We start from the raw sequence: 21971 nt of genomic DNA, 5'->3' as shown, positions 1-21971 counted from the left end.
AGCTTGAGCCGCCTTCCGCCTGTCGACCTGCAAGACCTGCCGCCCGCGCTCCGCGCCAAGCTGGAGATGGTGCGCGGCATGATGGGCTTCGTTCCCAACTCGCTGGCCGCGATGGGACATCGACCGGAGATCCTCGATACCTTCCTCGACATGGCCGCAGGGGTGATGGGGCGGCCCGGGGACCGGCTGCACGAGATCAAGGCGCTCTGCGCCCACGTGAGCAGCAACGCGTCCGGCTGCCGCTATTGCCAGGCGCACACGGCCTCGACCGCCGCGCGGTCCGGCTACGAGGCAAAGCTCGCCGCCGCCTTCAGCTTCGAGACCTCGGACCTGTTCACGCCCGCCGAACGCGCGGCGCTCACCGTCGCGGCCCGCGCGGGCATGGTTCCCAACATGGTCGAAGACGAGGACATGGCCCGGTTGCGCCAGCACTACGACGACGGCGAATGCGCGGAGATCATGGCGATGATCTCGCTCTTCGGCTTCCTGAACCGCTGGAACGACACGCTTGCCACACCGCTGGAAGCCGAGCCCCTTGCGGTGGCCCCTTCCCTTTTGAAACATGCCGGCTGGACGCCCGGAAAGCACGGAGGACAACCATGAGACTCGTCGATCTCTCCAACCCGCTGGAAAACACCGACTATGCCGATCCGCCCGGTCTCGGGCCGAAGATCGCCTATTTCGGCCACAACGACACGGCCGAACAATTGCTGTCGTTCTTCCCCGGCGTGACGCGCGACCAGTTGCCAGGCGGCGAAGGCTGGGCGGTGGAACAGGTGACGCTGTCCACCCACAACGGCACGCATATCGATGCCCCCTACCACTACCATTCCACGATGGACGGCGGGAAACGCGCCATCACCATCGACGAGGTGCCGCTGGAATGGTGCTGGGGACGCGGCGTGAAGCTCGATTTCCGGCACTTCGCCGACGGGCATGTCGTCACCGAAGCGGAAATGGACAAGGCTTTCAAGGAGATCGGCCACGAACTTCAGGCTGGCGACATCGTCCTGGTCAACACCGCGGCCGGCGCGGCCTACGGCCAGCCGCATTACGTGGCGACAGGGTGCGGCATGGGGCGCGACGCGACGCTCTACCTGACCGACCGCGGCGTGCGCGTGTGCGGCACCGATGCGTGGAGCTGGGACGCGCCCTTCGTTCACACGGCCAAGCGGGTGGCGGAGACGGGTGATGCCTCGCTGATCTGGGAGGGCCACCGCGCCGGCATGGTGCACGGCTACTGCCACATCGAAAAGCTGGCGAACCTCGACAGCCTGCCGGCCACCGGCTTCGAGGTGGTGTGCTTCCCGGTCAAGATCCGGGCTGCGAGCGCGGGCTGGTGCCGGCCCGTTGCGCTCTTCCGCGACTGAAGGAAATCTCATGAAACTCGCCACTTACGAGAAAGACCTGCGACAGAGAATCGGCGCCGTCGTCGATGACGGCACGACGATCGTCGACCTGAAGGCGGCGGCCGGTGCGGAGGCGCGCGGCGTGCTCGATTCGATGCTCACGCTGATCGAGGCGGGCGCGGACGGCATGGCGATCGCGCGGATGGCCCTGGACCGCGCCGGGCCGGAGCACCGGCTTGCCATGGGCGAGGTCAAGCTGCTTGCCCCGCTGCCGGTGCCGCCGCAGATGCGCGATGCCTCGGTCTACCCGCTGCACGTGCGCCAGGCCCCGGCGGGCATGCAGAAGCTGGCGGCGCGGCTGCAGGGCCAGCCCGAGCCGGCCACATCGCTGCCGGACGACGTGCCGGCGGTCTATCGCGACCTGCCGATCTACTACATCACCAACCGCTTCTCGGTGATCGGACCGGAGGCCACCGTGACCTGGCCGCGTTACTCCAGGTTCATGGATTTCGAACTGGAATTCGCCGCGATCATCGGCAAGCAGGGCAAGAATATCGGCAAGGATGCGGCGTTCGACCACATTTTCGGCTACACGATCTTCAACGATTTCTCGGCCCGCGATGCCCAGTTGAAGGAAATGCAGGGCATGCTCGGACCGGCCAAGGGCAAGAGTTTCGACAGCGGCAACGCGCTCGGCCCCTGGATCGTGACCCGCGACGAGATCCCTGATCCGCAGGCGCTGAAGGTGGAAGTGCGGGTCAACGGCACGCCGTGGATGACGTCGGACACGTCGGGCATGCTGCACGGGTTCGATGCCATCATCGCCCATGTCAGCGCCGACGAGACGCTGCACCCGGGCGAGGTGATCGGCTCGGGCACGGTGGGCAATTGCTGCGGGCTGGAGCAGAACCGCTACCTGCAATCCGGCGACGTGGTGGAACTCGAGGTCGAGGGCATCGGCACCCTTCGCAACATGGTGGTCAGCCAGGGCTGAGCGACGGATCGGCCGCATCGTCCGGGCGAAAGCGGAACAGCGCCGCGTTCGCCCGCACCGCCCCGGCGATATGGGCTGCCACGACACGGATGCGCTCCACCTCGCGCAGGTCTTCCGGGTAGAGCAGCCAGTAGGTGCGCGAGAAGGCCACCGTGTCCTGCAGCAGCGGCACGAGGCCGGTGTCGCGGGCCATGAAGCAGGGCAGAACGCCCAGCGCCACACCGGCGCCGACGGCATCCATCTGCGCCTTCACGGTGGCGGCCTTGTAGGCCACGCGCAGGCCGGGATGGATGGTTCGGTTGAAATCCAGCGCGCCGGAAAACAACAGGTCATCGATGTAGCCGGTGAAGGGAAAGGCGAGCAGATCGTCCACCGTTTCGGGGTGTCCCGCCCGCTCCAGAAGTGCCGGGACCCCGTAGATGCGCAGGTCGTAGTCGGTCAGCTTGCGCATGACGACGCGGCCCGTTTCCGGCCGGTCCAGGCTGATGGCGATATCGACATCGCGGTTCCACAGCTTGTGCGTCACCGGCACGGGTACGAGCTCGATGTCGAGACCCGGCTGGCTGCGGCACAGGTCCGGCAGCCTTGCCGACAGGAACGCATTGCCGATGCCATCGGGCGCGCCGACCCGGACCGAGCCGGTGATCGCCGTGCCCGCGGGTACCGCGCGGTCGGAAATGGCAATGGCGGTATCCTCCATGCGCTGGGCCAGCGCGGCAACGGCCTCGCCTTCCGCCGTCAGTTCCAGCCGGTCGCCGATCCGTTCGAACAGGCGCGCGCCCAGCGCTTCCTCCAGCGCCGAAATGCGCCGCGAGACGGTGGTATGCGCACAACGCAGCCGCCGGCCGGCGAGCGCGAATGTTCCCGCGCGGCGGACCTCGACGAAAAAGCGCATGTCGTTCCAGTCGAACATCGGCCATCCTTCCGTGCAGTCTTGCACCCTGATTGTGCGCAATTGAACATTTGGTTTCAACGGGAAATGGAGACAATGGTCCAGGACGGGCCGGTCTTCCGGCCCTTGGGACGCCAGGGAGGACAGCATGGCAGCGATGGGCGAATTCGACTACGTGATCGTGGGCGCCGGAACGGCAGGCTGCGCGCTGGCCAACCGGCTTTCGGAAGATGCCTCCAGGCAGGTGCTGCTGCTGGAGGCCGGCGGCAAGGACAATTACATCTGGGTCCACGTGCCGGTCGGCTACCTTTACTGCATCGGCAATCCGCGCACCGACTGGGGCTATTCCACCCAGGCCGAAAAGGGGCTGAACGGCCGCTCGCTGCTCTATCCGCGCGGCCGCGTGCTGGGCGGCTGCTCTTCCATCAACGGCATGATCTACATGCGCGGCCAGAAGGGCGACTACGACCACTGGCGGCAACTCGGCAACACCGGCTGGGGCTGGGACGACGTCCTGCCCTTCTTCAAGAAATCCGAGGATTACTATGCCGGGCCGGACGAGATGCACGGCGCGGGCGGCGAATGGCGGGTGGAGGAACAGCGGTTGCGCTGGGACATTCTCGACGCCTTTCGCGACGCCTGCGTGGCCGCCGGCATTCCGGCGACCGAGGATTTCAACCGCGGCAACAACGAGGGCGTCGCCTATTTCCGTGTCAACCAGCGCAACGGCTGGCGCTGGAACACGGCCAAGGCGTTCCTGCGTCCGGCCATGGAGCGGCCCAACCTGACCGTCATGACCAATGCGCAGGTGAGCCGCCTGGTCCTCGATGGCAAGCGGGTGACCGGCGTCGCCTTCACCCGCGACGGCCAGGCCATGGAAGCGCGGGCACGCGGCGAGGTCATCCTGTCCGCCGGATCGCTCGGCAGCACGCAGATCCTGCAACTGTCGGGCATCGGCCCCGGCGCGGTGCTGCAGGAACACGGCATCGAGGTGCTGCACGAGATGGCGGGCGTGGGCGAAAACCTGCAGGATCACCTGCAATTGCGCATGGCCTTCAAGGTGAAGGGCGTGGACACGCTGAACCAGCGGGCCAGCACCCTGTTCGGCAAGGCGATGATCGGGCTGGAATACATGCTCAAGCGTTCGGGGCCGATGTCGATGGCGCCGTCCCAGCTCGGCGCCTTCACCAAGTCCGATGCCGCGCTCGACTATCCCGACCTGCAGTACCACGTGCAGCCGCTGTCTCTGAACAAGTTCGGCGAGCCGCTGCACCCCTTCCCCGCCTTCACGGCCTCGGTGTGCAACCTGCGCCCGCAGAGCCGCGGCCACGTGCGCATCCAGTCCGCCGACCCGGCGGCGCACCCGGCGATCCAGCCCAACTACCTGTCGGCCCTGCATGACCAGCAGGTGGCGGCGCAGGCCATCCGCATCACGCGCGGGATCGTGTCGCAGGAGCCGGTGCAGCGCTTCCACCCGGAGGAGTTCATGCCGGGGCTGGAATACCAGAGCGACGAGGAACTGGTGGAGGCGGCGGGCAACATCGGCACGACCATCTTCCACCCGGTCGGCACGGCCAGAATGGGCTCGGACCCGATGGCGGTGGTCGACGACCGGCTGAAGGTGCATGGCCTCACGGGCCTGCGCGTGGCCGATGCGTCGGTCATGCCGACGATCACGTCCGGCAACACCAATTCGCCGGTGCTGATGATCGCCGAGAAGGCGGCCGCGATGATCCGCGAGGATGCGCGGGCGGCCTGAACGCTATCCGTTCATCTTTCGCGCCAGGACGAGATGGCCGGGGATCGGCTGGCCTTCGTCCATGCGCACGGTCACCGGCTCGATATGCAGGATCGTGAAACCGTGGCGTAAGAGTACGGCCTCCAGGTAGGCCGGGCTGTGGGCAAAGCGGTGCTTCGGCGTGACCCGCCAGCCCTTCGGGCCGATCGCTTCGCCGGGCATGGTCTCGGTGGAAAAGGCAAAGACGGCGCCCGCGTTCGTCCGCCGCGCCACGCCGGCGGCGATGCGCTCCATGTCGCCAAGGTAGGGCATGACATCGGTGGCGGCGACGAGGTCCCACGGCTCCTCGTCCTCGATGTTCTCGACGAAATCGACGGCTTCGGCGACATAGAGACCGTCATAAACGTCCCGCTCGTCGGCCAGTTCCACCATGCGCTCGGACAGGTCGACGCCGATGAAATCGGTCACCATGCCGTCGAGCGCGCTGCCGGTGAGGCCGGTGCCGCAGCCGAGATCCAGCCCGCGCGCGTAGGGACCGGGCGCATGGTCGAGCAGCGCCTGGCGCAATTGCAGCGGAATCGCATAGCCGAGCTGGTCGACCAGGATCTCGTCGAAAGCGGCTGCATGCTGGTCGAAGAGGGTCTCGACATAGGCATCGGGCGCCTTGTCCGGATCGGGTGCCCGGCCGAGGGCGGCCAGGCGAATGGCCGCGCCACCATGGTCGGACGGATCCAGCGCCAGCACCTCGCGCCAGGCAGCCTCGGCGGCATCGGTTTCACCGGCCTTTTCAAGCCTGAGGGCCCGTTCGTAGGCTTCCGCCAGCTTGTCTTCGTCGAATTCCGTCATCACCGGCTCCTGGCATGTCCATGCATTTCGCCGGGTATCGGCCGGCCAGGAGCATTTCCGCCATTTCCGGGCCGGATTCAATGCCCCTTGTTGTTTCGCAATTCCGGACGCGAAACCGGTTCCCGCTTCCGCTGGAATTGAGCACGCCTCCTTTCGCAATTCCGGACGCGAAACCGGTTCCCACTTTCGCTGGAATTGAGCACGCCTCTTTTCGCAATTCCGGACGCGAAACCGGTTCCCGCTTTCGCTGGAATCGAGCACGCCTCTTTTCGCAATTCCGGACGCGAAACCGGTTCCCGCTTTCGCTGGAATCGAGCACGCCTCTTTTCGCAATTCCGGACGCGAAACCGGTTCCCGCTTTCGCTGGAATCGAGCACGCCTCTTTTCGCAATTCCGGACGCGAAACCGGTTCCCACTTTCGCTGGAATTGCTTTAGATATCACCCCGCGAGGCCAGAGCCTGCCTGCCCGGGAACCGAAAGCCCGAACCGGGGCGGCATCGGGAGGGACAATGCGGCAATTCCTGTCTTCAGCGCCCGGTACGGGCGATGACATCGACGGTGCTTATGCATGGGGCCGCATGGCCGCCTGCCTGGCCTATGGCACCGTCGGCGGTGCGGGCATGTGGTCCGTCATCGTTGCCCTGCCGGCGATGGAAGCGGAATTCGCGCTCGATCGCAGCGAGGCGTCGCTTGCCTACACGCTCACCATGGTCGGCTTCGCGCTGGGCAACCTGCTGATCGGCCGGCAGATCGACCGGCGTGGCACCGCCGTGCCTCTGGCGCTGGCGGCGGCGCTGCTCGGCACCGGCTTCCTGCTGGCCGGACTGGCGCCGGCCTTCTGGCTGGTCGCCGCTCTGCAGGGCGGGATGATCGGCATGGGGGCCGGCGCGGCCTTCGCGCCGCTGCTGGCCGACATTTCCCACTGGTTCCAGCGCCGGCGCGGCATCGCGATTGCCGTTGTCGCCTGCGGCAATTACCTCGCCGGCACGCTCTGGCCACTGGCCATGCAGCCGCTGATGAGCCACGGCGGGTGGCGGTTCACCTATCTCGTCATCGGCTTCGTCTGTCTCGGCCTGATGATCCCCCTGACCGGCCTGCTGCGGCGACCCTCCCCGCGCGGCCTGCCCGCTACGGCCGGCACCAACCCGTCCGCCTTCCGGCCCATGGAGACCGGCCTGTCGCCGACGACGCTGCAGGGGATGCTGTTTGTCGCCGGACTGGCCTGCTGCATCGCCATGTCGATGCCGCAGGTTCACATCGTCTCGCTGTGCGCCGATCTCGGCTACGGCGTGGCCCGCGGGGCCGACATGCTGGCGCTGATGCTGGGCGCCGGCATCTTCTCCAGGCTCGCCTCGGGCTGGCTGGCCGACCGCATCGGCGGCGTGAAAACCCTCATCATCGGGTCCGTCGGGCAAGGGCTGTCGCTGCTGTTCTACCTGCCTTCGGACGGCCTGACCTCGCTCTACGTCGTTTCGTTCATCTTCGGCCTGTCGCAAGGCGGCATCGTGCCGAGCTATGCCATCATCGTGCGGGAATACCTGCCGGCCTCGGAAGCCGGGCGGCGCACCGGCCTGGTCATCATGGCGACGATCATCGGCATGGCGATCGGCGGCTGGATGTCAGGCGCCATCCACGACCTCACCGGCTCCTACCAGGCCGCTTTTCTCAACGGCATCGCCTGGAACCTCGTCAACCTCTCGGTGATGAGCGTCCTGCTCTGGCGCGGCCGGCCGCGACGGGGCGCGGCCTTGCCGGCGTAGGACATGCCCTGCCCCGGGCGGGTATTGGAGCGATCCCGCTTTTCGTTGGATCGCCCCAGGTGGCCAGGTTGTCGTCTTCACGCAATTCCGGACCCGAAACAGGTACCCGCTTTCGCTGAATTGCGCCTGTCTTCACGCAATTCCGGACCCGACACCGGTTCCCAGTTTCGCTGAATTGCGCCTGTCTTCACGCAATTCCGGACCCGACACCGGTACCCACTTTCGCTGGAATTGCGCCTGTCTTCACGCAATTCCGGACCCGAAACCGGTACCCGCTTTCGCTGGAATTGCGCCTGTCTTCACGCAATTCCGGACGCGAAACCGGTTCCCGCTTTCGCTCAATTGCGCCTGTCTTCACGCAATTCCGGACGCGAAACCGGTACCCACTTTCGCTGGAATTGCTCCGGGAACAATCAGTCGAGCGCCTCGATGAGCGCGTCGGCGATCCGGTCCTGCGTCGCCTCGTCGAGGTAGGCGTGCATGGGCAGGCTCAGCACCTCGTCCGCCGCCAGTTCCGTGGCCCTGAGGCCTGCCGGGTCGGACGGGAAGCGGTCGTAGGCCGTCTGGCGATGCAGCGGAATCGGGTAGTAGATCGCGGTCGGAATGCCCTTGTCCTTCAGGTGGGCCTGGACCTCGCTGCGCGTGCGTGCGTCGGGAAGGCGCACGGTGTACTGCGCCCAGACCGATTCGAAGCCGTCGGGGACCTGGGGCACGATCACCTTGTGCTTCAGCAGCGCATTGTAGCGCGCCGCGATGCGGTTGCGGGCCTCGATTTCCCCGGCGTAGATCGACAGCTTGATCGACAGGATGACCGCCTGAATGGTGTCAAGACGCGAGTTCATGCCGATGCGGACGTTGTCGTACTTGTCTGAGCCCTTGCCGTGGATGCGGTAGCTGTCGATCAGGTCGGCGATCTCGTCGTCATCGGTGAAGACGGCGCCGCCGTCGCCGTAGCAGCCGAGCGGCTTGGCAGGGAAGAAGGAGGTGGTCGTCAGCTTGCCGAAGGTGCCGGTCATGCGGTTGTTGATCCGCCCGCCGAAGCCCTGCGCGCTGTCGCACATGACCAGAAGGCCGGCCTCGTCGGCGATCGGCTGGATGGCGGCCATGTCGGCGGGCAGGCCGAACAGGTCGACCGGCACCACCATGCGCGGGGTCAGGCCCATGTCGCGCGCCGCGACGATGCAGCGCTTCAGGCTCTCGGGATCCATGTTGAAGGTGCCCGGGAGCACATCGACAAAGAAGGGTACGGCGCCCATGCAGGGAACGACCTCGGCCGTCGCGGCAAACGTGAAGGAAGGCACGAAGACGGCATCGCCGGCGCGGATGTCGAAGGCCATGAGCCCCAGCATCAGCGCATCCGTGCCATTGGCACAGGCCAGCGCATGCTTGGCGCCGCAGAAGTCCGCCAGTTCCTTCTCGAAGGTGGCGACCTCGGGTCCCATGACGTAGGCGCCACTGTCCAGCACCCGCGAGATCGCCGCGTCGATGCGCGGGCGAATGACAGCCTGCTGGGCGGCCAAATCGATGAAAGGAATGCCCATCTCCTGCTCCTGACCTTTTGTGGGTCTGCTTTCGCCACCACGATATAGTCGCTTTATACACAATCTTTACAATAATGAAATGCTTTATTTTATTTCCTTTCCAAAATATATAGATAGCCTCTCAAGTAATAAAATTTTTTATTTATTTTATACATCATCATTCTCACAGCAATTAAACGCCATCCATTTGCACAAATAAGAATGAAACTCAATTCGGAGGTGCTACGATCCCCTAAAATTCTACCCTTCGGCGGTCCAGAGAATGGTACCGGAGCAAAAAACGGCCGAGGCTCTAATCGCCGCTGGATGAAAGCTCCGTGGCAGGTCTAGTAACCGCCATTATCTGACGTGCTTTCGCTGCCCAACTATTCTCCCGGGCATATGCTTTCGCCCTCCTTTCATAGTCCTCGTCGTCCCTCTTTAGTAAAATTGCTTTACGTATAGCATCTTCAAATGCGAGCGCATTTGATGCGCAAAATACAAGCGAGCATTTCTGGCATTCCGGAAGAGGTGTAGAAACGACAGGGTGCCCTTGCGCAAGATATTCAAAAAGCTTAAGTGGTGATGTCGACAATGTTATATCATTGATTACAAAAGGAATAATGGCAACATCGAACCATGCAGAATGAATTGGAAGCATATCATAGTGAAGCGGTGGTAATATATGCACATTTTCTGGCCAGTTCCAATTCAAATCAGCAGTGGAATCCATCCTTACACCAAAAATCACAAACTCAGCATCCGGCATTGCGCGAGCCACATCAATCACAAGACGATAGTCGAACCAAGCAGCAAGTGCTCCGAAGTAACCAATAATCGGTTTATTTTTCTCCACTACGCTACGAAAAGATTTATTCAAACTGGATAAATCTTTAATAACTTCTGAAAAATGCCGCACATCCACGCCATTGGTCACAAGCTTTGAATATACTACTCGTTTTGATTGATGTATGCTCTCTAGAATTTTTTCAGCGGAGCATATTACACAAGCGGACAACTCGCCATTTATCAAATCATAGTGTAATTTCCATCGATCAATATCGTATTCTACGCTATTTAGTGAATCATCTGGATGATCAATAAAATCGTAGCACACCACCCGTCCTGAACTGGGCGTCGTAGTTATTTCGCTACGGTTGAGCGACCCGTCCGTGGATAAGACCAAGAGGATATCATGAGGGATCATCTTTATCAGGATTCTTCGGTGCGGCGAGATCACTAGATGAGGTGAAACTTCCTTCGCGAGTACGCCGTCGTAACCATGCATTGGTGAAATAAATATCACCGCAGCGCCCTGTTGAACAAACGCCTCCGCAAGATGGTGCACTCTCTGGCGAAACGGATAATCCCAATCTAGTGTCGAGACCACTATTATAGTGGGCCTTTGCTTATTTTTCTGCAATACACCATTAATGTAATTAATATTTCTCGTCTGCAATAGACTTTTAAAGTATATAATAAAATATCTATAAAATATTATTCTAATTGCTCCATAGTATCCAAAATTTTTTGTTAGCCCCATAAGCCTGATATAATTTCTTCTAAATGAATTGAAGTTACTTATTTTTTTAATGGACATATTTTTTATCGATATTTTTTTCATTATTACAATCCGCTTTTCCACAGAAGTGTACAGGTTGTAAACTGAACCTGAGCCTCATCCGCATTCACGCGGATTCTGATGGTTCGTTTCTGACCTTATGCGGCGTGCATTTGCAATGCCATATTATGGTGTTGATATCCATTGAGAACTGATACCAACGGGTACTTGCTTTGACCTATATAGGCCCGTTCTCTCAGGCTGATGTGAATAGACCCGAGTTTTCTAGAGCGCATCCGGTTCATGTTGGATCATATCCGCAGGCTGTGAAGTGGAGACCCGCAAAAACCGGTTGGTTTGAAGCGATGATCGGCTTTTGGGGGCCTGTCTTCTTGATGGCGGGCATTTTCGTCCGGATCCGGCCACCAATGGGTGCGGCCTGAAGGTCGGTTTGGTGCATTTTCGCTGTTCTCGGGCGCGCCTATCCCTTGGCCTTTCGACGTTCATGGAAAATCAGACGGTCAAAGTTGTAGGCCAGGTTGGCCAGCGTTAGTTTGGCCTGCGCCCGCGCTAGGCCGATCGTTCGAATGAACAGGCCATAGCGGTTCTTCTGGTGCGCAAAGACATGTTTGATTGCTGCACGGATGGATGACTTCTTCGCGTTCGACTGCACAGTCGCCCTGGCCATCGGGCGGTTCGCCGGCTTGCGCCGATGAATGCGGCTCGTCAGCATGTTCCTCTCCAGCCAGTCCTCGTTCTCCTTCGAACGGTAGGCACTGTCGGCCCATACATCCGACGCCGTATTGGTCTTGTCGATGACATGCTTCATCTCGCGCCCGTCCGACGCAGCAGCCGAGGTCACTGTACCAGCCCGGATGAAGCCGAAGCGACGGTCAATGCTGATCTGCGACTTGTAGCCGAATACAGGCAAGGCGATCGGCGGCAACGGCGTGCCATCCGGACGATACCGGATCTTGCCGCCAATCGTGAGCGTCCGGCGAGCATCCGTGTCTTTCTGTGCAGTCTGGTTCGGCTCGTCCGGCCAGATCTCGCCGGCCGTCTTTCCGTCCTTGATGGCTTCCTTCTCAACTTCCGTATTGCGCTGCTTGGGTGGCGGCACCAGGGTCGCATCCACAATCTGGCCGGACATCGGTATGTAGCCCTTCTTGTGAAGTTGCCAGTCGAAGGCCTTCATGACGCGCTTGAGCGTCCCTGTTTCGATCATCCGGTTGCGAAAATGGCGGATGGTGTTCTCATCGGGTGTCGCCCCGCCCAGTTCGAAGCCCAGGAAGCGCAACCAGGACAACCGGTTGCGGATCATGAACTCCATCCTCGCGGCTGAAAGATTGTGCTGCGCCTGCAGGATCAGAACCTTGAACATGGCAACCGGATCGAACGGCGGCCTGCCGCCCTTTGAACCATCCCCATAACCAAGGCCTTCGACAAGCCATATCCGGAAATAATCAAAATCCACGGTGGCAGCGAGCACTTCCAACGGAAAGCCATAATAGCTCAATCGCTCAAGATGCTCAGAAAGAGAAAAACGGCTTTCGGGATTCATCGGCGCACCTCCACACCACCGATAGAATCATATCAACCCGACCATGGCGGGGTTTTTGCGGGTCTCCAGCTAGGATCGACCATCCTCGCCATGGCAAAGCTCGCTTGCATCATGCTACGCCTGCAACAGTATGAATTCACGGCCTAAAACGATGAACCGCGCTCATTCCAAACTCCAAAATAATTGCAGAGTGAAACGGGTGGTTTGGTACGGCGCCGATCAACAAGTTTTTCATCACGTTGGTAAGCAAATATACACGGCCATCCTTTAAAAATAATCTTGTATCCCGATCCAGTGACTTGCATAAGAAATTCGCCACTACGGCGCGCCTTTTCACTTAAAGACCCGTATAAATCTGGATATACACTACTTACAGAAAGGAACTGTCCACCTTTGATTGGCTTTTTGGCACTTTTTGCATTGTTATTATTGATATCTTCTTCTATTTTTTTCATAACACCTATGATTTCCGCAGCAACATCATTACCCTGCGCTTGATCGACGAGAACATTATTTACAAAATAACCCCCGGCAGACATCCAATTATTAGCGATTTGAACGGATAAATAGCCAATAGCGCCTATTGCTATACCAATAATAACAAAAATTAATGATTTTATATTCATTCTATTAATTTTTTTATTTATGTTTCTCTCATCATTATAGTCGTTACTATCTTTTAAATGACTTAATTCCGATTCATCACCGCGATAATCGGATTTATATTCATCAACAAGATATATATATTCATTTTCTTTATAATTATATAATTGTTTTTCGATTATTTTTTCTACTATATTAGTGTATTTATCAGCGACAGAATCACCCGAATTGTTTCGGATATTATCAATTACTGATCTTGTTTTCTGGCGAAATAATTCGATTGCTTTATCACGTGCAGATATGTCGTCAGTTGGAATATGTACAAGCATATCCTGAAGATATTTTGATAGTTTGTCTTCTAAAGCTGCAGACATTTTACCACGCTCGTTTCAAGGGCCGATGTGAAGAATCCAACACAGAGCTTGACCAATAAGCCGTACGTGTACTGGTTTCAAGGTAATGATGTCTTTTCGGATATTGGGTTCAAATTGAGTCAATGCCATTCAACGTCGGCGCCTCGAAAAACCTGGACGCCTCCGGAAACTGGCCTGATTGGGACGGATATGATTCATTCTCGGCAGTGATTTGCCGGAGAGATTTCGATGCAGGGACAGCGCGGGTTCTGGGATTTTGAGGACCGGTTGAAGGAACTGTCAGCGGAAGGCGATCCGCTTGAGAAGCTTGCCGCGACAGTCGATTTTGAGATGTTTCGCCCGGTTTTATCGAAGGCATTGCGTCGCAGTGCGGCTTCGAAGGGTGGACGCCCGCCGTTTGATCCGGTGCTCAAGTTCAAGATACTGGTGCTGCAATCGCTGCACGGCCTTTCCCTGGCGCAGACGTCCTACATGGTGCGTGACCGCCTGTCCTGGATGCGGTTTTGCTCGCTTGGGCCCGGTGATCGGATCCCGGATGAGAATACGCTCTGGGATTTCCGCGAAACGCTGATCAGGGCCAAGGCGCTGGACAAGGCCCTCGAACGGCTTGATCGCGCGATCAGCCAGGCCGGCTATCTGCCGATGGGCGGCCAAATCATCGATGCAACGCTGGTCGCCGCCCCGAAGCAGCGAAACACCGATGGCGAGAAGGCTGCGATCAAGGACGGCAAGAGCGCTCTTGAGATCTGGCCTGACAACCCGGCCAGGGCGGCGCAGAAGGATACGTCGGCGCGCTGGACGGTCAAATTCGCCAAGGCCAGGCCGAAAGAGGATGGCACGCCGCAGATCGATATCGCGATACCGACGTTTGGCTACAAGAACCACATCTCGATTGACCGGCGCCACGGTTATCATCCGGCGCCCAAAGACTACCGACGCGGCCGCCCATGACGGTGCGCGGCTGCGCGAAGGACTGATCGATCCGGCCAACACGGCCTCCGATGTATGGGCAGACACGGCCTACCGCTCGGCAGCAAACGAGGAATTCCTCGCAATTGCTGGAAAGACCAGCCGCATTCACTCCAAGAAGCCCAAGGGCAAGCCGATGTCGAAGACGGTCGCCAGGGGCAATGCGACAAAGTCGAAGGTTCGCGCCCGGGTCGAGCATGTCTTTGCCGAACAGAAGAACCGGATGGGGCTCTTCATTCGAACGATCGGGGTCGCGCGGGCCGCAGCAGCGATAACGCTCGTCAACATGGCCTACAACATGAAGCTATGGTGCTGGCTCGACAGGCGAAGTGTGCCTGCATGAGCCCCGAACCGCCAATCCGAACGCATTCTCCCGAATAGCCCCCTCATTGCGCGCTATTGGCCGATAAGCGGCGGTAAATGATGGTTTCCGGAGGTGTCCAGGTGATCCTTGATCCGCGCTTCGTCGATCCAGATCACTTGCCCCATCGCAGCATCCTTCTCGTCATCCATCTCATTGCTCCTTCCATCAATCTAGAAGGAGCCGTCAAATCCGAAAGTGTGAAAGATTTTGTACGTTATCCGACATAGCCATTTTGCATCGGCTTGCCGGGAGCGATGTAGTGCCATTCCACTCCATGATCTTTCGACCAGGCGAGGATGGCGTTCGAGGTGAATTCGGTGCCGTGGTCTGAAACGATCATGCCGGGCTTGCCGCGGCGGCCGATCAGATCGGTCGGTTCCCGCGCGACGCGTCTGCCGGAAATCGAGGTGTCCGGAATGGCAGCGAGTTCATCTCCCGCGATCTCGACCTGTGGGCATATGCCAATGACGTCACGCTCGACTTCTTACGGCCCGGCAAGCCGACGGACACTGCCTACTTCGAGTCGTTCAACGGGAAGTTCCGGGCGGAGTGCCTGAACCAGCACTGGTTCCTGACGCTTGACGACGCCCGCCAGAAGATGGAGGAATGGCGTAGAGACTACAACGAGGTTCGCCCTCACAGTGCCATCGGCAACAAACCGCCGATATCACTCACGAATGCCTAAGGCGCATCCGGTCCGCCGTGAGTGTTATCCCCGGGAAATTCCCCACCAGGGTGGTCCAAATTCGGGTCCCACGTCAAAATGGACCGGAAACTCTACCCTCCGGCGGTCCAGAGAATGGTATCGGAGCAAGAAACGGATGTGCTCTAGCCGACAAATCCGGTGAGACGGGGTGTACTCCAAATCTCCGGATTCTACCTTAACCCTTTCCTCCGCAGCGCATCAATGCCAGAAACTTTCATAGCCTTAGCCCGCTCATCCCAAGTATTCTCTAGAGCCAATTTTCTCAGACGCCGCTTGAACCGCTTGCTTCCACAAACGTTGAGCGCCTCATCAATACGAGAGATAAATTCCATAGAGTTCGACGCCTTAAATACCTCTGGATAGACCGTGCATTCTAGCATCTGATCAGTAACGACAACCGGCTTTTCGAGGGCAAAATACTCAAACAACTTTAGAGGTGACGTAGTCTGGGCGATATCACCATGCCGAAACGGGATCATAGCCACATCAAAATGCAAAGCATAATGTGGCAGATCTGTATAATTTATTGCTCCAGGAGCAAACACATTGTCGCGCTTTTCGAGTTGATCAAATCCCCCGTAGTAATCCGGTCCGATGAAAACAAAACCAAGGTCTGGACGAGTAGCAGTAATATCATTAATCATTTCGTACCAGATCCAAGGAGCAAGCGCTCCGAAATATCCGATAATCTTAGGATAACGCATTAGAAAATTTGAATATTCAGCGCTAACTGGTTTTGGATCCGCCATTGCCGCTTTATAGTGTTCATAATCGACGCCATTTGGAGCAAAGCAGACATTATCTTCGCCGATTGCTTTTATTGCTTCATCTTTTAGTTTTTTAGCGGATGCGACAATAACATCAGCTCCACCACTGAAGCAAAAATCCTTCAATTTCTGAAGCTTAACAACGCCATCACCAGAGATAGCTGGATCAATGTGATCGATATACTCATACATAATTACATTTTTCTCTGATACGCGCTTCAACATATCATAAGCATCAAAGTGTGCGGTCGAGTATATAGAACAAATCGCACCCTCCAGAAGATCATAGACGCCCCCATCATCAGTTACCCAGACGCCAGGTTCGACTTCTACGTAACCACTAATTTTATCATATACATTGCTAGTCGTATAAACGACCAAGGTATTCGATCGGCCAAATGCGGTCGCAATGTGCTGCGGTCGCTGATAAAGTGGAACATTCCAGTCAATAATCGGCAATTCTGCAAATATTGTTCGATTATTCGCGCGCTCCGTTGCAAGAAAGTTTGCGAATTCAGCGCGGGTATCGAATCTGCGCTTTCCTTGATGAATATCAGGTTTGTGATGATCTTCGGCGCTCTTCTGACCCAGCCTCTTCGATAAAATTCTTCCAGAATTCACAATACCTTCGCTGCGAACAAGGCTCCTGACATTTTCAATACGCACATTGAAAGCCCCGGGCTGACCCACAATATATCGGGCAATACTCGCCACCTTGCGAAAAGGTGCAGTAACCCTCCAAGATGTCGAATGCAACAACGACCGAGCCAAATACTCCCAATGATTTCGCAGCTGATCGACCGCTATGAGTTGATTGCTCAACTCATTGATATCCAATTCTTTATCAGAAACCTTCTTTCTAAGCTCCAATATTTCTGCATCTTTAATTTTTACATAATAATCTAATGTATCATTTCTTTTTAACAAAGCTTCGTTTTCAGACTTAATATATTCTGATGAGGAGACTATCTTTTCTATTTCGCTTTTTATTCTAGTGTATTCAGATTTATATCTATCGGCTTCCGCTTGAGCTTCATCAAGAGCCTTTCGCTCGACCGATTCAGCCTTTTCCGATGAAACGGAGGAAGAACCCGATGCTGACGTTTTGTTTACATTTATTGATTTTGTATCCGTACTTCTTCGGCTACGAGGTTTGGACGCCGACTTAACAGCAGGTTTGTAGTTATCATCAACTATTTTTCTTTGATTGAAATCGTTATTTGATGTGGTGCTTTCTATTTTTCGGTCCGTGGCAGCTTCCACTTTTCGCTCTACGCCCGTCACATCAATAGCTTTTTCTTTTCTCCGAGTATACTTTGAACTGGTTTCTTTATTTATTGCGGACGAAGCGCTTCTTTTTACTGGCACACTGGGGGTTTTGGGCATTTTTTTGCTATCTGGCTGCGTTTTCTCACTTGTTTTTTTGGAGGCCATCTCACTAACCCATGCAAAGAGTTGCGTTCTGCGACTGTGCGCCCAATCTTTCATTCTAAGATGGAGCGGCAAAAATTCTATTGTCGTATCCTACTCAACGAGGATTTCAGAAACAATAGAACTACGCGTATCTCTATTTGCGGATAGCTGCATCGGTGGATAATGTCAAACATTGGTTCATCCAAATTCGCTACGAAAGTCTCTATTTTCGTGAACCGCTCCCCGTCTTTGGATTGCACCAGGCCGGAGTTTCCGGGGTTTCTGCTCCAATACCATTCTCTGGACCGCCGGAGGGTAGAGTTTCCGGCCTATTTCACGATGGCGGGCTGGTGGCGCCATCGGGATTGATCAACGAGATCGGGGTCTTGTTGCCGATCGCGCCATGCGGGCGCTCTTCATTGTAGTATCTACGCCAATCCTCCAACTTTTCGACCGCGTCGGCAAGTGTCAGGAACCAGTGGGCATTCAGATGGCGTAATCGGGTTTTCGCGCCCGGTTCTGCTGGTGTTCTTCTTTCCGGCAGCGAACATAGCCAAGGAGGACGGACGATGGCTGCGCTTTATGCTGGGTCGGACGTGTCGCTGGAACTGACCAGCGTTTGTGTTGTCGATGATGAGGGGCGGATGGTCCTAGAGGCCAAGGTGGCCTCTGAACCAGATGCGATCATTCGTGAGCTACGCGAGGCACCTGGCGACTACGTTCGGGTTGGCCTCGAAGCTGGGCCGCTTTCGCAACGACTGTGGTTCGGCCTCAAGGATGCCGGACTGCCGGTGGTGTGTATCGAGGCCCGGCACGCAAAGGCGGCGATTGTGGCGATGAACCGGAACAAGAATGACCGCAATGATGCACGTTCACTCGCTCAGCTGATTCGATCGGGCTGGTTCAAGGCCGTCCATGTGAAGTCGCCGCCAAGCGAGGAGCTGCGTACACCGCTGACCGCACGCGAGTTCTACGTCAACAAGCTCCATGACCACGAGAACGAGATCCGCGGTTTGCTTCGCCCCTTCGGTCTGAAGGTTGGCAAGGTTGGTGCGCTGGACTTCGAGGCGCGGGCTCGCGAACTTATCGCCGGCGATCCGCTCCTTGAACTGTGCATCCATACGCTGTTGGCGGGGCGGGCGGCGATGAAGATGGCTCTTGCCGATCTGCACCGTGCCTTGCTGCGCCTGACGGAGAACGACGAACTTTGCTGACGCTTCATGACGATCCCTGGTGTCGGGTTGGCGAGATCACGCAGCCGGCCGCGCAGTTCCGTCTCCGATGGGCGGCAGGAGCGATAGCGGATCATCTTGCGATCTGCACCGGCGAAGGAACAGGCCCGCCGCTCCGACAGGCCCATGACGGCCCTCAGATGCGCGACGGCTTCGCGCTTGGCGGCGGGCCCTACCATTTTTTATGGGATGGCCCGCCCCTCCCGCCGGCTCCGAGTTATGGTGCCGGTGTGTTTGAGAGGAAGGAGCGAGCCGATGACTATCGTGACCCTTGGGATTGACCTGGGCAAGAACCTGAACAGCGTGGTGGGCCTGGACGCGGAGGGGCAGGTCGTTCTGCGCCGGCGCGTAAGGAGGGGCGACCCTCGCCGAGCTTGCCGGTAGGCTTTCACCCTGCACCGTCGCTATGGAGGCGTGCTGCGGTGCGCATCATGTCGGCCGCCTCTTTGCCGCGAAAGGGCATGAAGTCCGGCTGATGTCGCCCGAGTATGTCCGCCCATACGTCCGCGCACAAAAGAACGACGACAACGATGCGGCGGGGATTGCCGAGGCAGCGACGCGGCCGACCATGCGTTTCGTCGAGTTTAAGAGCCAAGACCGGCTCGACCTGCAGACCCTGCACCGGGCACGCTCTCGTCTGGTGGCAGCGCGCAAGGCGCTCTTGAACCAGTTGCGGGCGATCCTGCTCGAGCGTGGATATACCTTCCGACAGGGGCGCAAGGTTCTTGAACGGAAAATCGATCCGTTCCTCGCCGAGCCGCCTTCGGACCTTTCGACCCGCATCTTGACGCTCATCGGGGACATGAGCGCCGAGTGGCTGTCCCTCGACGAGCGGATCGATGCTTTGAACGGCGATCTGGCCGAGCATGCACATGCCGACGAAGCAGCGAGCCGGCTGAACTCGATACCCGGCATCGGCGTCCTTGGCGCAACCGCGCTGGTTGCGGCCGTCGGAGACGGCGAGGCGTTCCACCGGGCGCGCGACATGCCAGCCTGGCTCGGCCTCGTGCCGAAGCAGATGACGACCGGCGGCAAGCCGCGGCTGCTCAGCATCACCAAGCGCGGGAACACTTACCTCGGCATGTTGCTGATCCATGGGGCGCGTGCGGCGCTGCCGAGCCTCTCCAAACAGGCGACGCCTCTGGGTGAGTGGCTTCGAGGCCTTCTGTCCCGAGCCCATCGCAACGTCGTCATTGTCGCGCTCGCCGCCAAACTCGCCCGCATCGCCTGGGCGAGCCTACGGCGCGGCATCAGCTTCGAACGTGGATGGGGACAGGCCGTGGCGGCCTGAAACAAAAGGATCTGCTGCGGCACCAGAAACGGGAGCCGTAGCTAAGCGAGGTTGGCGGAAGGAGGCTGATGGCCGGAAGGGTCGAACACCCGCGTCCCTGGAAACCTGGTTCAAAAAACCGGTGCATTGACGCCGGAGCTTTTATGAGGATGACCTGCTCCCGGTTATGTCCGCGTCTATAAGTTAGCCCTGTTCACGTTGTGGTCCCTTTCGGACCGGGTTGCAAATTCGTTCGGGGTGAGCTCATTGAGGCTCGTGTGCGGTCGGTTCAGATTGTAGTCGATCCTCCATTCTTCGATGATGTCGCGAGCATTGCGATAGCTGGTGAAGAGATGCTCGTTCAGGCACTCGTCCCTCAGGCGCCCGTTGAAGCTTTCGACAAAGCCGTTCTGCATCGGCTTGCCCGGTGCGATGTAGTGCCACTCCACGTCACGATCCTGTTGCCAACTCAGCATCGCATTGGCGGTGAGTTCGGTGCCGTTGTCGCTGACCACCAGCAAGGGATAGCCACGTCGTTCTGCGATGGCATCAAGCTCCCTGGCAACGCGATGGCCCGAGATCGAGTTGTCGACGACGGTCGCCAGGCATTCCCGGCTGAAGTCATCGATGACGCACAGGATGCGGAAGCGGCGTCCATCGACCAGTGTGCCGGACACGAAGTCGAGGCTCCAGCGCTGGTTCGAATCCTGCGGGATCGTCATCGGGGCCCGCGTGCCCAGGGCCCGCTTGCGGCCGCCACGCTTGCGCACGGTGAGCCGTTCCTCACGATAGAGGCGGTAAAGCTTCTTCCAGTTCACCTCGACGCCCTCCCGCTTCAGCAGGATGTGCAGACGCCGATAGCCGAAGTGTCGGCGTTGTGACGCCAGTTCCTTCAGCCGCTTACGCAGTTCCGCATCATCCGGTCGCGTCGATCGGTAGCGGTACACACGCGGATCAATGCCAACCAGCCCGCAGGCGCGTCGTTGCGAGTAGCCTTGGTGTTCGATAGCCCAACTCACGGCGTTCCTCCTCGAGCCGGGCGTCAGAAGTTTTTTCCGAGCATCTCGCGGAGCGTCGACACGTCCATCATCGACTCCGCCAGAAGCTTCTTCAGCTTGGCGTTCTCCTCCTCCAGCGCCTTCAGTCGCTTGGCCTCCGACACTTCCATGCCGCCATACTTAGAGCGCCACTTGTAGAAGGTCGCATCGCTGACGCCGTGCTTGCGGCATAGATCGGCGGCCGATATGCCCGCCTGGTGCTCTTTCAAAATGCCGATGATCTGCTCATCGGAAAACCTGGATCGTTTCATCGCCTGTCTCCTTCGTCAGGGGCAGGCTAACCAAAAAACGAGGATCATTCAGGGGAGCATGTGTGGACGGCCCCTGCGGTGCAAGAGGTTTCTGGCGGCAATGCGCACCGGTCGGGTGCATCCATGTGTCCGGCCTATTCGCGCAGCACGACATGGCTGCTGGCCCTGATGAAGTCCGCGGATCGGGTCCCTGATCAGGTCAACGCGCTCGAAGCGCTCTGCTCCCCTGGGTTTGGCCGATCCCCGGTCTGACCGGTTTGTCATCACCACTCAGCCCTCTCTCACCATCCTGTCGCCACTTCCTGGCGGTCCGGAATAAGGTCTATGCGGCGTAAACTTCCTTTCGCGTCATGACGGCCCACGCGATCCGAGCGGTCTTGTTGGCCAAACCGACAGTTGCGACACGAACCGTCTTGCGCTCGAGCAGCGCCGCCAGCCAGGGCTGCCGGCTCGGGTCCTTGCGGACCATTCGAACGACGGCAGTCGCCCCGACGACGAGCAATCTTCGGAGATAGCCATCGCCTTGTTTGCTGATGCCTCCCAATCGATCCTTGCCGCCCGAGCTGTTCGGTCGCGGCGTCAGGCCGAGCCAAGCTGCAAACTGTCGCCCAGATCGGAACTGGTGTATCGACCCAGTGGAATCTGCACAGGTTAAGCCGCTAAAGCGAATGCCTGAGCGGGTGTTTTCATGTTCAGCGCCTGATGAGGACGCCGATTGTTGTAGAACGCGATCCAGTCTCCA

14 protein-coding genes and 7 pseudogenes are annotated in these 21971 nt (G+C 58.3%); 9 read left to right on the top strand and 12 right to left on the bottom strand.

Translation table 11 applies throughout. From position 1 onward, the window contains the following. The first annotated feature begins 3 nt into the window (after window positions 1-3). From CSC94_RS20560 to CSC94_RS20550, 3 genes are read left to right on the top strand one after another with little or no spacing between them, the layout of a single operon-like run. The gene (locus CSC94_RS20560) at window positions 4-603 is read left to right on the top strand and encodes a carboxymuconolactone decarboxylase family protein (RefSeq protein ID WP_099308256.1); all 600 of its coding nucleotides are present in this window, start codon (window positions 4-6) and stop codon (window positions 601-603) included. Further along, window positions 600-1370: a cyclase family protein gene (locus CSC94_RS20555; protein WP_099308255.1), complete on the top strand. Its 771-nt coding sequence runs from the start codon at window positions 600-602 to the stop codon at window positions 1368-1370. Before CSC94_RS20560 ends, CSC94_RS20555 begins: the two co-directional genes overlap by 4 nt. Window positions 1371-1380: 10 nt before the next feature. Further along, on the top strand, window positions 1381-2343 hold the full coding sequence (locus CSC94_RS20550) for a fumarylacetoacetate hydrolase family protein (RefSeq protein WP_099308254.1): 963 nt from the start codon (window positions 1381-1383) through the stop codon (window positions 2341-2343). Here the strand turns inward: CSC94_RS20550 and CSC94_RS20545 are convergent. Then, window positions 2330-3256, bottom strand: coding sequence for a LysR family transcriptional regulator (locus CSC94_RS20545; protein WP_165784538.1), 927 nt, complete (start codon window positions 3254-3256; stop codon window positions 2330-2332). The genes CSC94_RS20550 and CSC94_RS20545 overlap by 14 nt on opposite strands. A 136-nt stretch (window positions 3257-3392) precedes the next feature. Here CSC94_RS20545 and CSC94_RS20540 point away from each other — a divergent pair, with 136 nt between their 5' ends. Beyond that, a complete protein-coding gene (locus CSC94_RS20540; RefSeq protein ID WP_099308321.1) occupies window positions 3393-4994 on the top strand; it encodes a GMC family oxidoreductase in 1602 nt (533 codons plus the stop codon). Window positions 4995-4997: 3 nt separating this feature from the next. Here CSC94_RS20540 and CSC94_RS20535 read toward each other — a convergent pair whose 3' ends face one another. Continuing rightward, on the bottom strand, window positions 4998-5819 hold the full coding sequence (locus tag CSC94_RS20535) for a class I SAM-dependent DNA methyltransferase (protein ID WP_099308252.1): 822 nt from the start codon (window positions 5817-5819) through the stop codon (window positions 4998-5000). A gap of 510 nt (window positions 5820-6329) precedes the next feature. On the opposite strand from CSC94_RS20535, the gene CSC94_RS20525 reads away from it, so the two are divergent. After that, window positions 6330-7580, top strand: coding sequence for an MFS transporter (locus CSC94_RS20525; RefSeq protein ID WP_099308250.1), 1251 nt, complete (start codon window positions 6330-6332; stop codon window positions 7578-7580). Between the two features lie 413 nt (window positions 7581-7993). Here CSC94_RS20525 and CSC94_RS20515 read toward each other — a convergent pair whose 3' ends face one another. From CSC94_RS20515 to CSC94_RS24310, 4 genes are all read right to left on the bottom strand, one after another. Continuing rightward, window positions 7994-9121, bottom strand: a complete 1128-nt coding sequence (locus tag CSC94_RS20515; RefSeq protein ID WP_099308248.1) for a DegT/DnrJ/EryC1/StrS family aminotransferase — start codon at window positions 9119-9121, stop codon at window positions 7994-7996. Between the two features lie 292 nt (window positions 9122-9413). Continuing rightward, window positions 9414-10724, bottom strand: a complete 1311-nt coding sequence (locus CSC94_RS24090) for a glycosyltransferase (RefSeq protein ID WP_114647869.1) — start codon at window positions 10722-10724, stop codon at window positions 9414-9416. 418 nt (window positions 10725-11142) lie between these two features. After that, entirely contained in the window at window positions 11143-12222 is a 1080-nt protein-coding gene (locus tag CSC94_RS20510; RefSeq protein WP_099308247.1) for an IS5 family transposase, read from the bottom strand. A 143-nt stretch (window positions 12223-12365) separates the two neighbouring features. Then, on the bottom strand, window positions 12366-13199 hold the full coding sequence (locus CSC94_RS24310) for a hypothetical protein (protein ID WP_133122948.1): 834 nt from the start codon (window positions 13197-13199) through the stop codon (window positions 12366-12368). 228 nt (window positions 13200-13427) lie between these two features. On the opposite strand from CSC94_RS24310, the pseudogene CSC94_RS20505 reads away from it, so the two are divergent. Further along, window positions 13428-14511, top strand: a pseudogene (locus CSC94_RS20505) (IS5 family transposase). A gap of 241 nt (window positions 14512-14752) precedes the next feature. Here the strand turns inward: CSC94_RS20505 and CSC94_RS20500 are convergent. Further along, window positions 14753-14962, bottom strand: a pseudogene (locus CSC94_RS20500) (DDE-type integrase/transposase/recombinase); the annotation flags it as partial. On the opposite strand from CSC94_RS20500, the pseudogene CSC94_RS20495 reads away from it, so the two are divergent. After that, window positions 14942-15217, top strand: a pseudogene (locus CSC94_RS20495) (integrase core domain-containing protein); the annotation flags it as partial. The pseudogenes CSC94_RS20500 and CSC94_RS20495 sit on opposite strands and share 21 nt — an antisense overlap. A 191-nt stretch (window positions 15218-15408) precedes the next feature. On the opposite strand, the gene CSC94_RS24305 reads toward CSC94_RS20495, so the two are convergent. Continuing rightward, window positions 15409-17439 carry a glycosyltransferase family protein gene (locus CSC94_RS24305; RefSeq protein WP_133122946.1) on the bottom strand — a complete coding sequence of 677 codons (2031 nt, stop codon included), beginning with the start codon at window positions 17437-17439 and terminating at the stop codon, window positions 15409-15411. 313 nt (window positions 17440-17752) lie between these two features. Beyond that, window positions 17753-17920, bottom strand: a pseudogene (locus CSC94_RS20490) (integrase core domain-containing protein); the annotation flags it as partial. Between the two features lie 67 nt (window positions 17921-17987). On the opposite strand from CSC94_RS20490, the gene CSC94_RS20485 reads away from it, so the two are divergent. Beyond that, window positions 17988-18632 (top strand): IS110 family transposase, encoded by a 645-nt coding sequence (locus CSC94_RS20485; protein WP_205853379.1) that lies wholly within the window; start codon window positions 17988-17990, stop codon window positions 18630-18632. A gap of 26 nt (window positions 18633-18658) precedes the next feature. On the opposite strand, the pseudogene CSC94_RS20480 reads toward CSC94_RS20485, so the two are convergent. Next, a pseudogene (locus tag CSC94_RS20480) lies at window positions 18659-18832 on the bottom strand (IS3 family transposase); the annotation flags it as partial. 73 nt (window positions 18833-18905) lie between these two features. Here CSC94_RS20480 and CSC94_RS20475 point away from each other — a divergent pair. Continuing rightward, a pseudogene (locus CSC94_RS20475) lies at window positions 18906-19941 on the top strand (IS110 family RNA-guided transposase). Between the two features lie 176 nt (window positions 19942-20117). Here the strand turns inward: CSC94_RS20475 and CSC94_RS20470 are convergent. Then, window positions 20118-21229 (bottom strand): IS3 family transposase gene (locus CSC94_RS20470; RefSeq protein ID WP_099308246.1). Its coding sequence is split into 2 segments (ribosomal slippage): window positions 20118-20974 and window positions 20974-21229, totalling 1113 coding nucleotides; the frame shifts between segments, so codons are not numbered across the junction. A gap of 322 nt (window positions 21230-21551) precedes the next feature. Continuing rightward, a pseudogene (locus CSC94_RS20465) lies at window positions 21552-21926 on the bottom strand (transposase); the annotation flags it as partial. Window positions 21927-21971 lie beyond the last annotated feature (45 nt).

Origin of the sequence: Zhengella mangrovi, assembly GCF_002727065.1 — a bacterium.
Lineage (GTDB): Bacteria > Pseudomonadota > Alphaproteobacteria > Rhizobiales > Rhizobiaceae > Zhengella > Zhengella mangrovi.
Note: the sequence above shows the minus strand (reverse complement) of the source record. Positions and strands in the feature narration are given on the sequence as shown.

What these genes read in the sequence shown, in the direction of transcription:
- CSC94_RS20555 (WP_099308255.1), top strand. Translation starts at nt 600, where the DNA reads ATGAGACTCGTCGATCTCTCCAACCCGCTGGAAAACACCGACTATGCC.
- CSC94_RS24305 (WP_133122946.1), bottom strand. Translation starts at nt 17,439, where the DNA reads ATGGCCTCCAAAAAAACAAGTGAGAAAACGCAGCCAGATAGCAAAAAA.
- CSC94_RS20545 (WP_165784538.1), bottom strand. Translation starts at nt 3,256, where the DNA reads ATGTTCGACTGGAACGACATGCGCTTTTTCGTCGAGGTCCGCCGCGCG.
- CSC94_RS24310 (WP_133122948.1), bottom strand. Translation starts at nt 13,199, where the DNA reads ATGTCTGCAGCTTTAGAAGACAAACTATCAAAATATCTTCAGGATATG.
- CSC94_RS20510 (WP_099308247.1), bottom strand. Translation starts at nt 12,222, where the DNA reads ATGAATCCCGAAAGCCGTTTTTCTCTTTCTGAGCATCTTGAGCGATTG.
- CSC94_RS20485 (WP_205853379.1), top strand. Translation starts at nt 17,988, where the DNA reads ATGGCTGCGCTTTATGCTGGGTCGGACGTGTCGCTGGAACTGACCAGC.
- CSC94_RS20525 (WP_099308250.1), top strand. Translation starts at nt 6,330, where the DNA reads ATGCGGCAATTCCTGTCTTCAGCGCCCGGTACGGGCGATGACATCGAC.
- CSC94_RS24090 (WP_114647869.1), bottom strand. Translation starts at nt 10,724, where the DNA reads ATGAAAAAAATATCGATAAAAAATATGTCCATTAAAAAAATAAGTAAC.
- CSC94_RS20550 (WP_099308254.1), top strand. Translation starts at nt 1,381, where the DNA reads ATGAAACTCGCCACTTACGAGAAAGACCTGCGACAGAGAATCGGCGCC.
- CSC94_RS20540 (WP_099308321.1), top strand. Translation starts at nt 3,393, where the DNA reads ATGGGCGAATTCGACTACGTGATCGTGGGCGCCGGAACGGCAGGCTGC.
- CSC94_RS20535 (WP_099308252.1), bottom strand. Translation starts at nt 5,819, where the DNA reads ATGACGGAATTCGACGAAGACAAGCTGGCGGAAGCCTACGAACGGGCC.
- CSC94_RS20515 (WP_099308248.1), bottom strand. Translation starts at nt 9,121, where the DNA reads ATGGGCATTCCTTTCATCGATTTGGCCGCCCAGCAGGCTGTCATTCGC.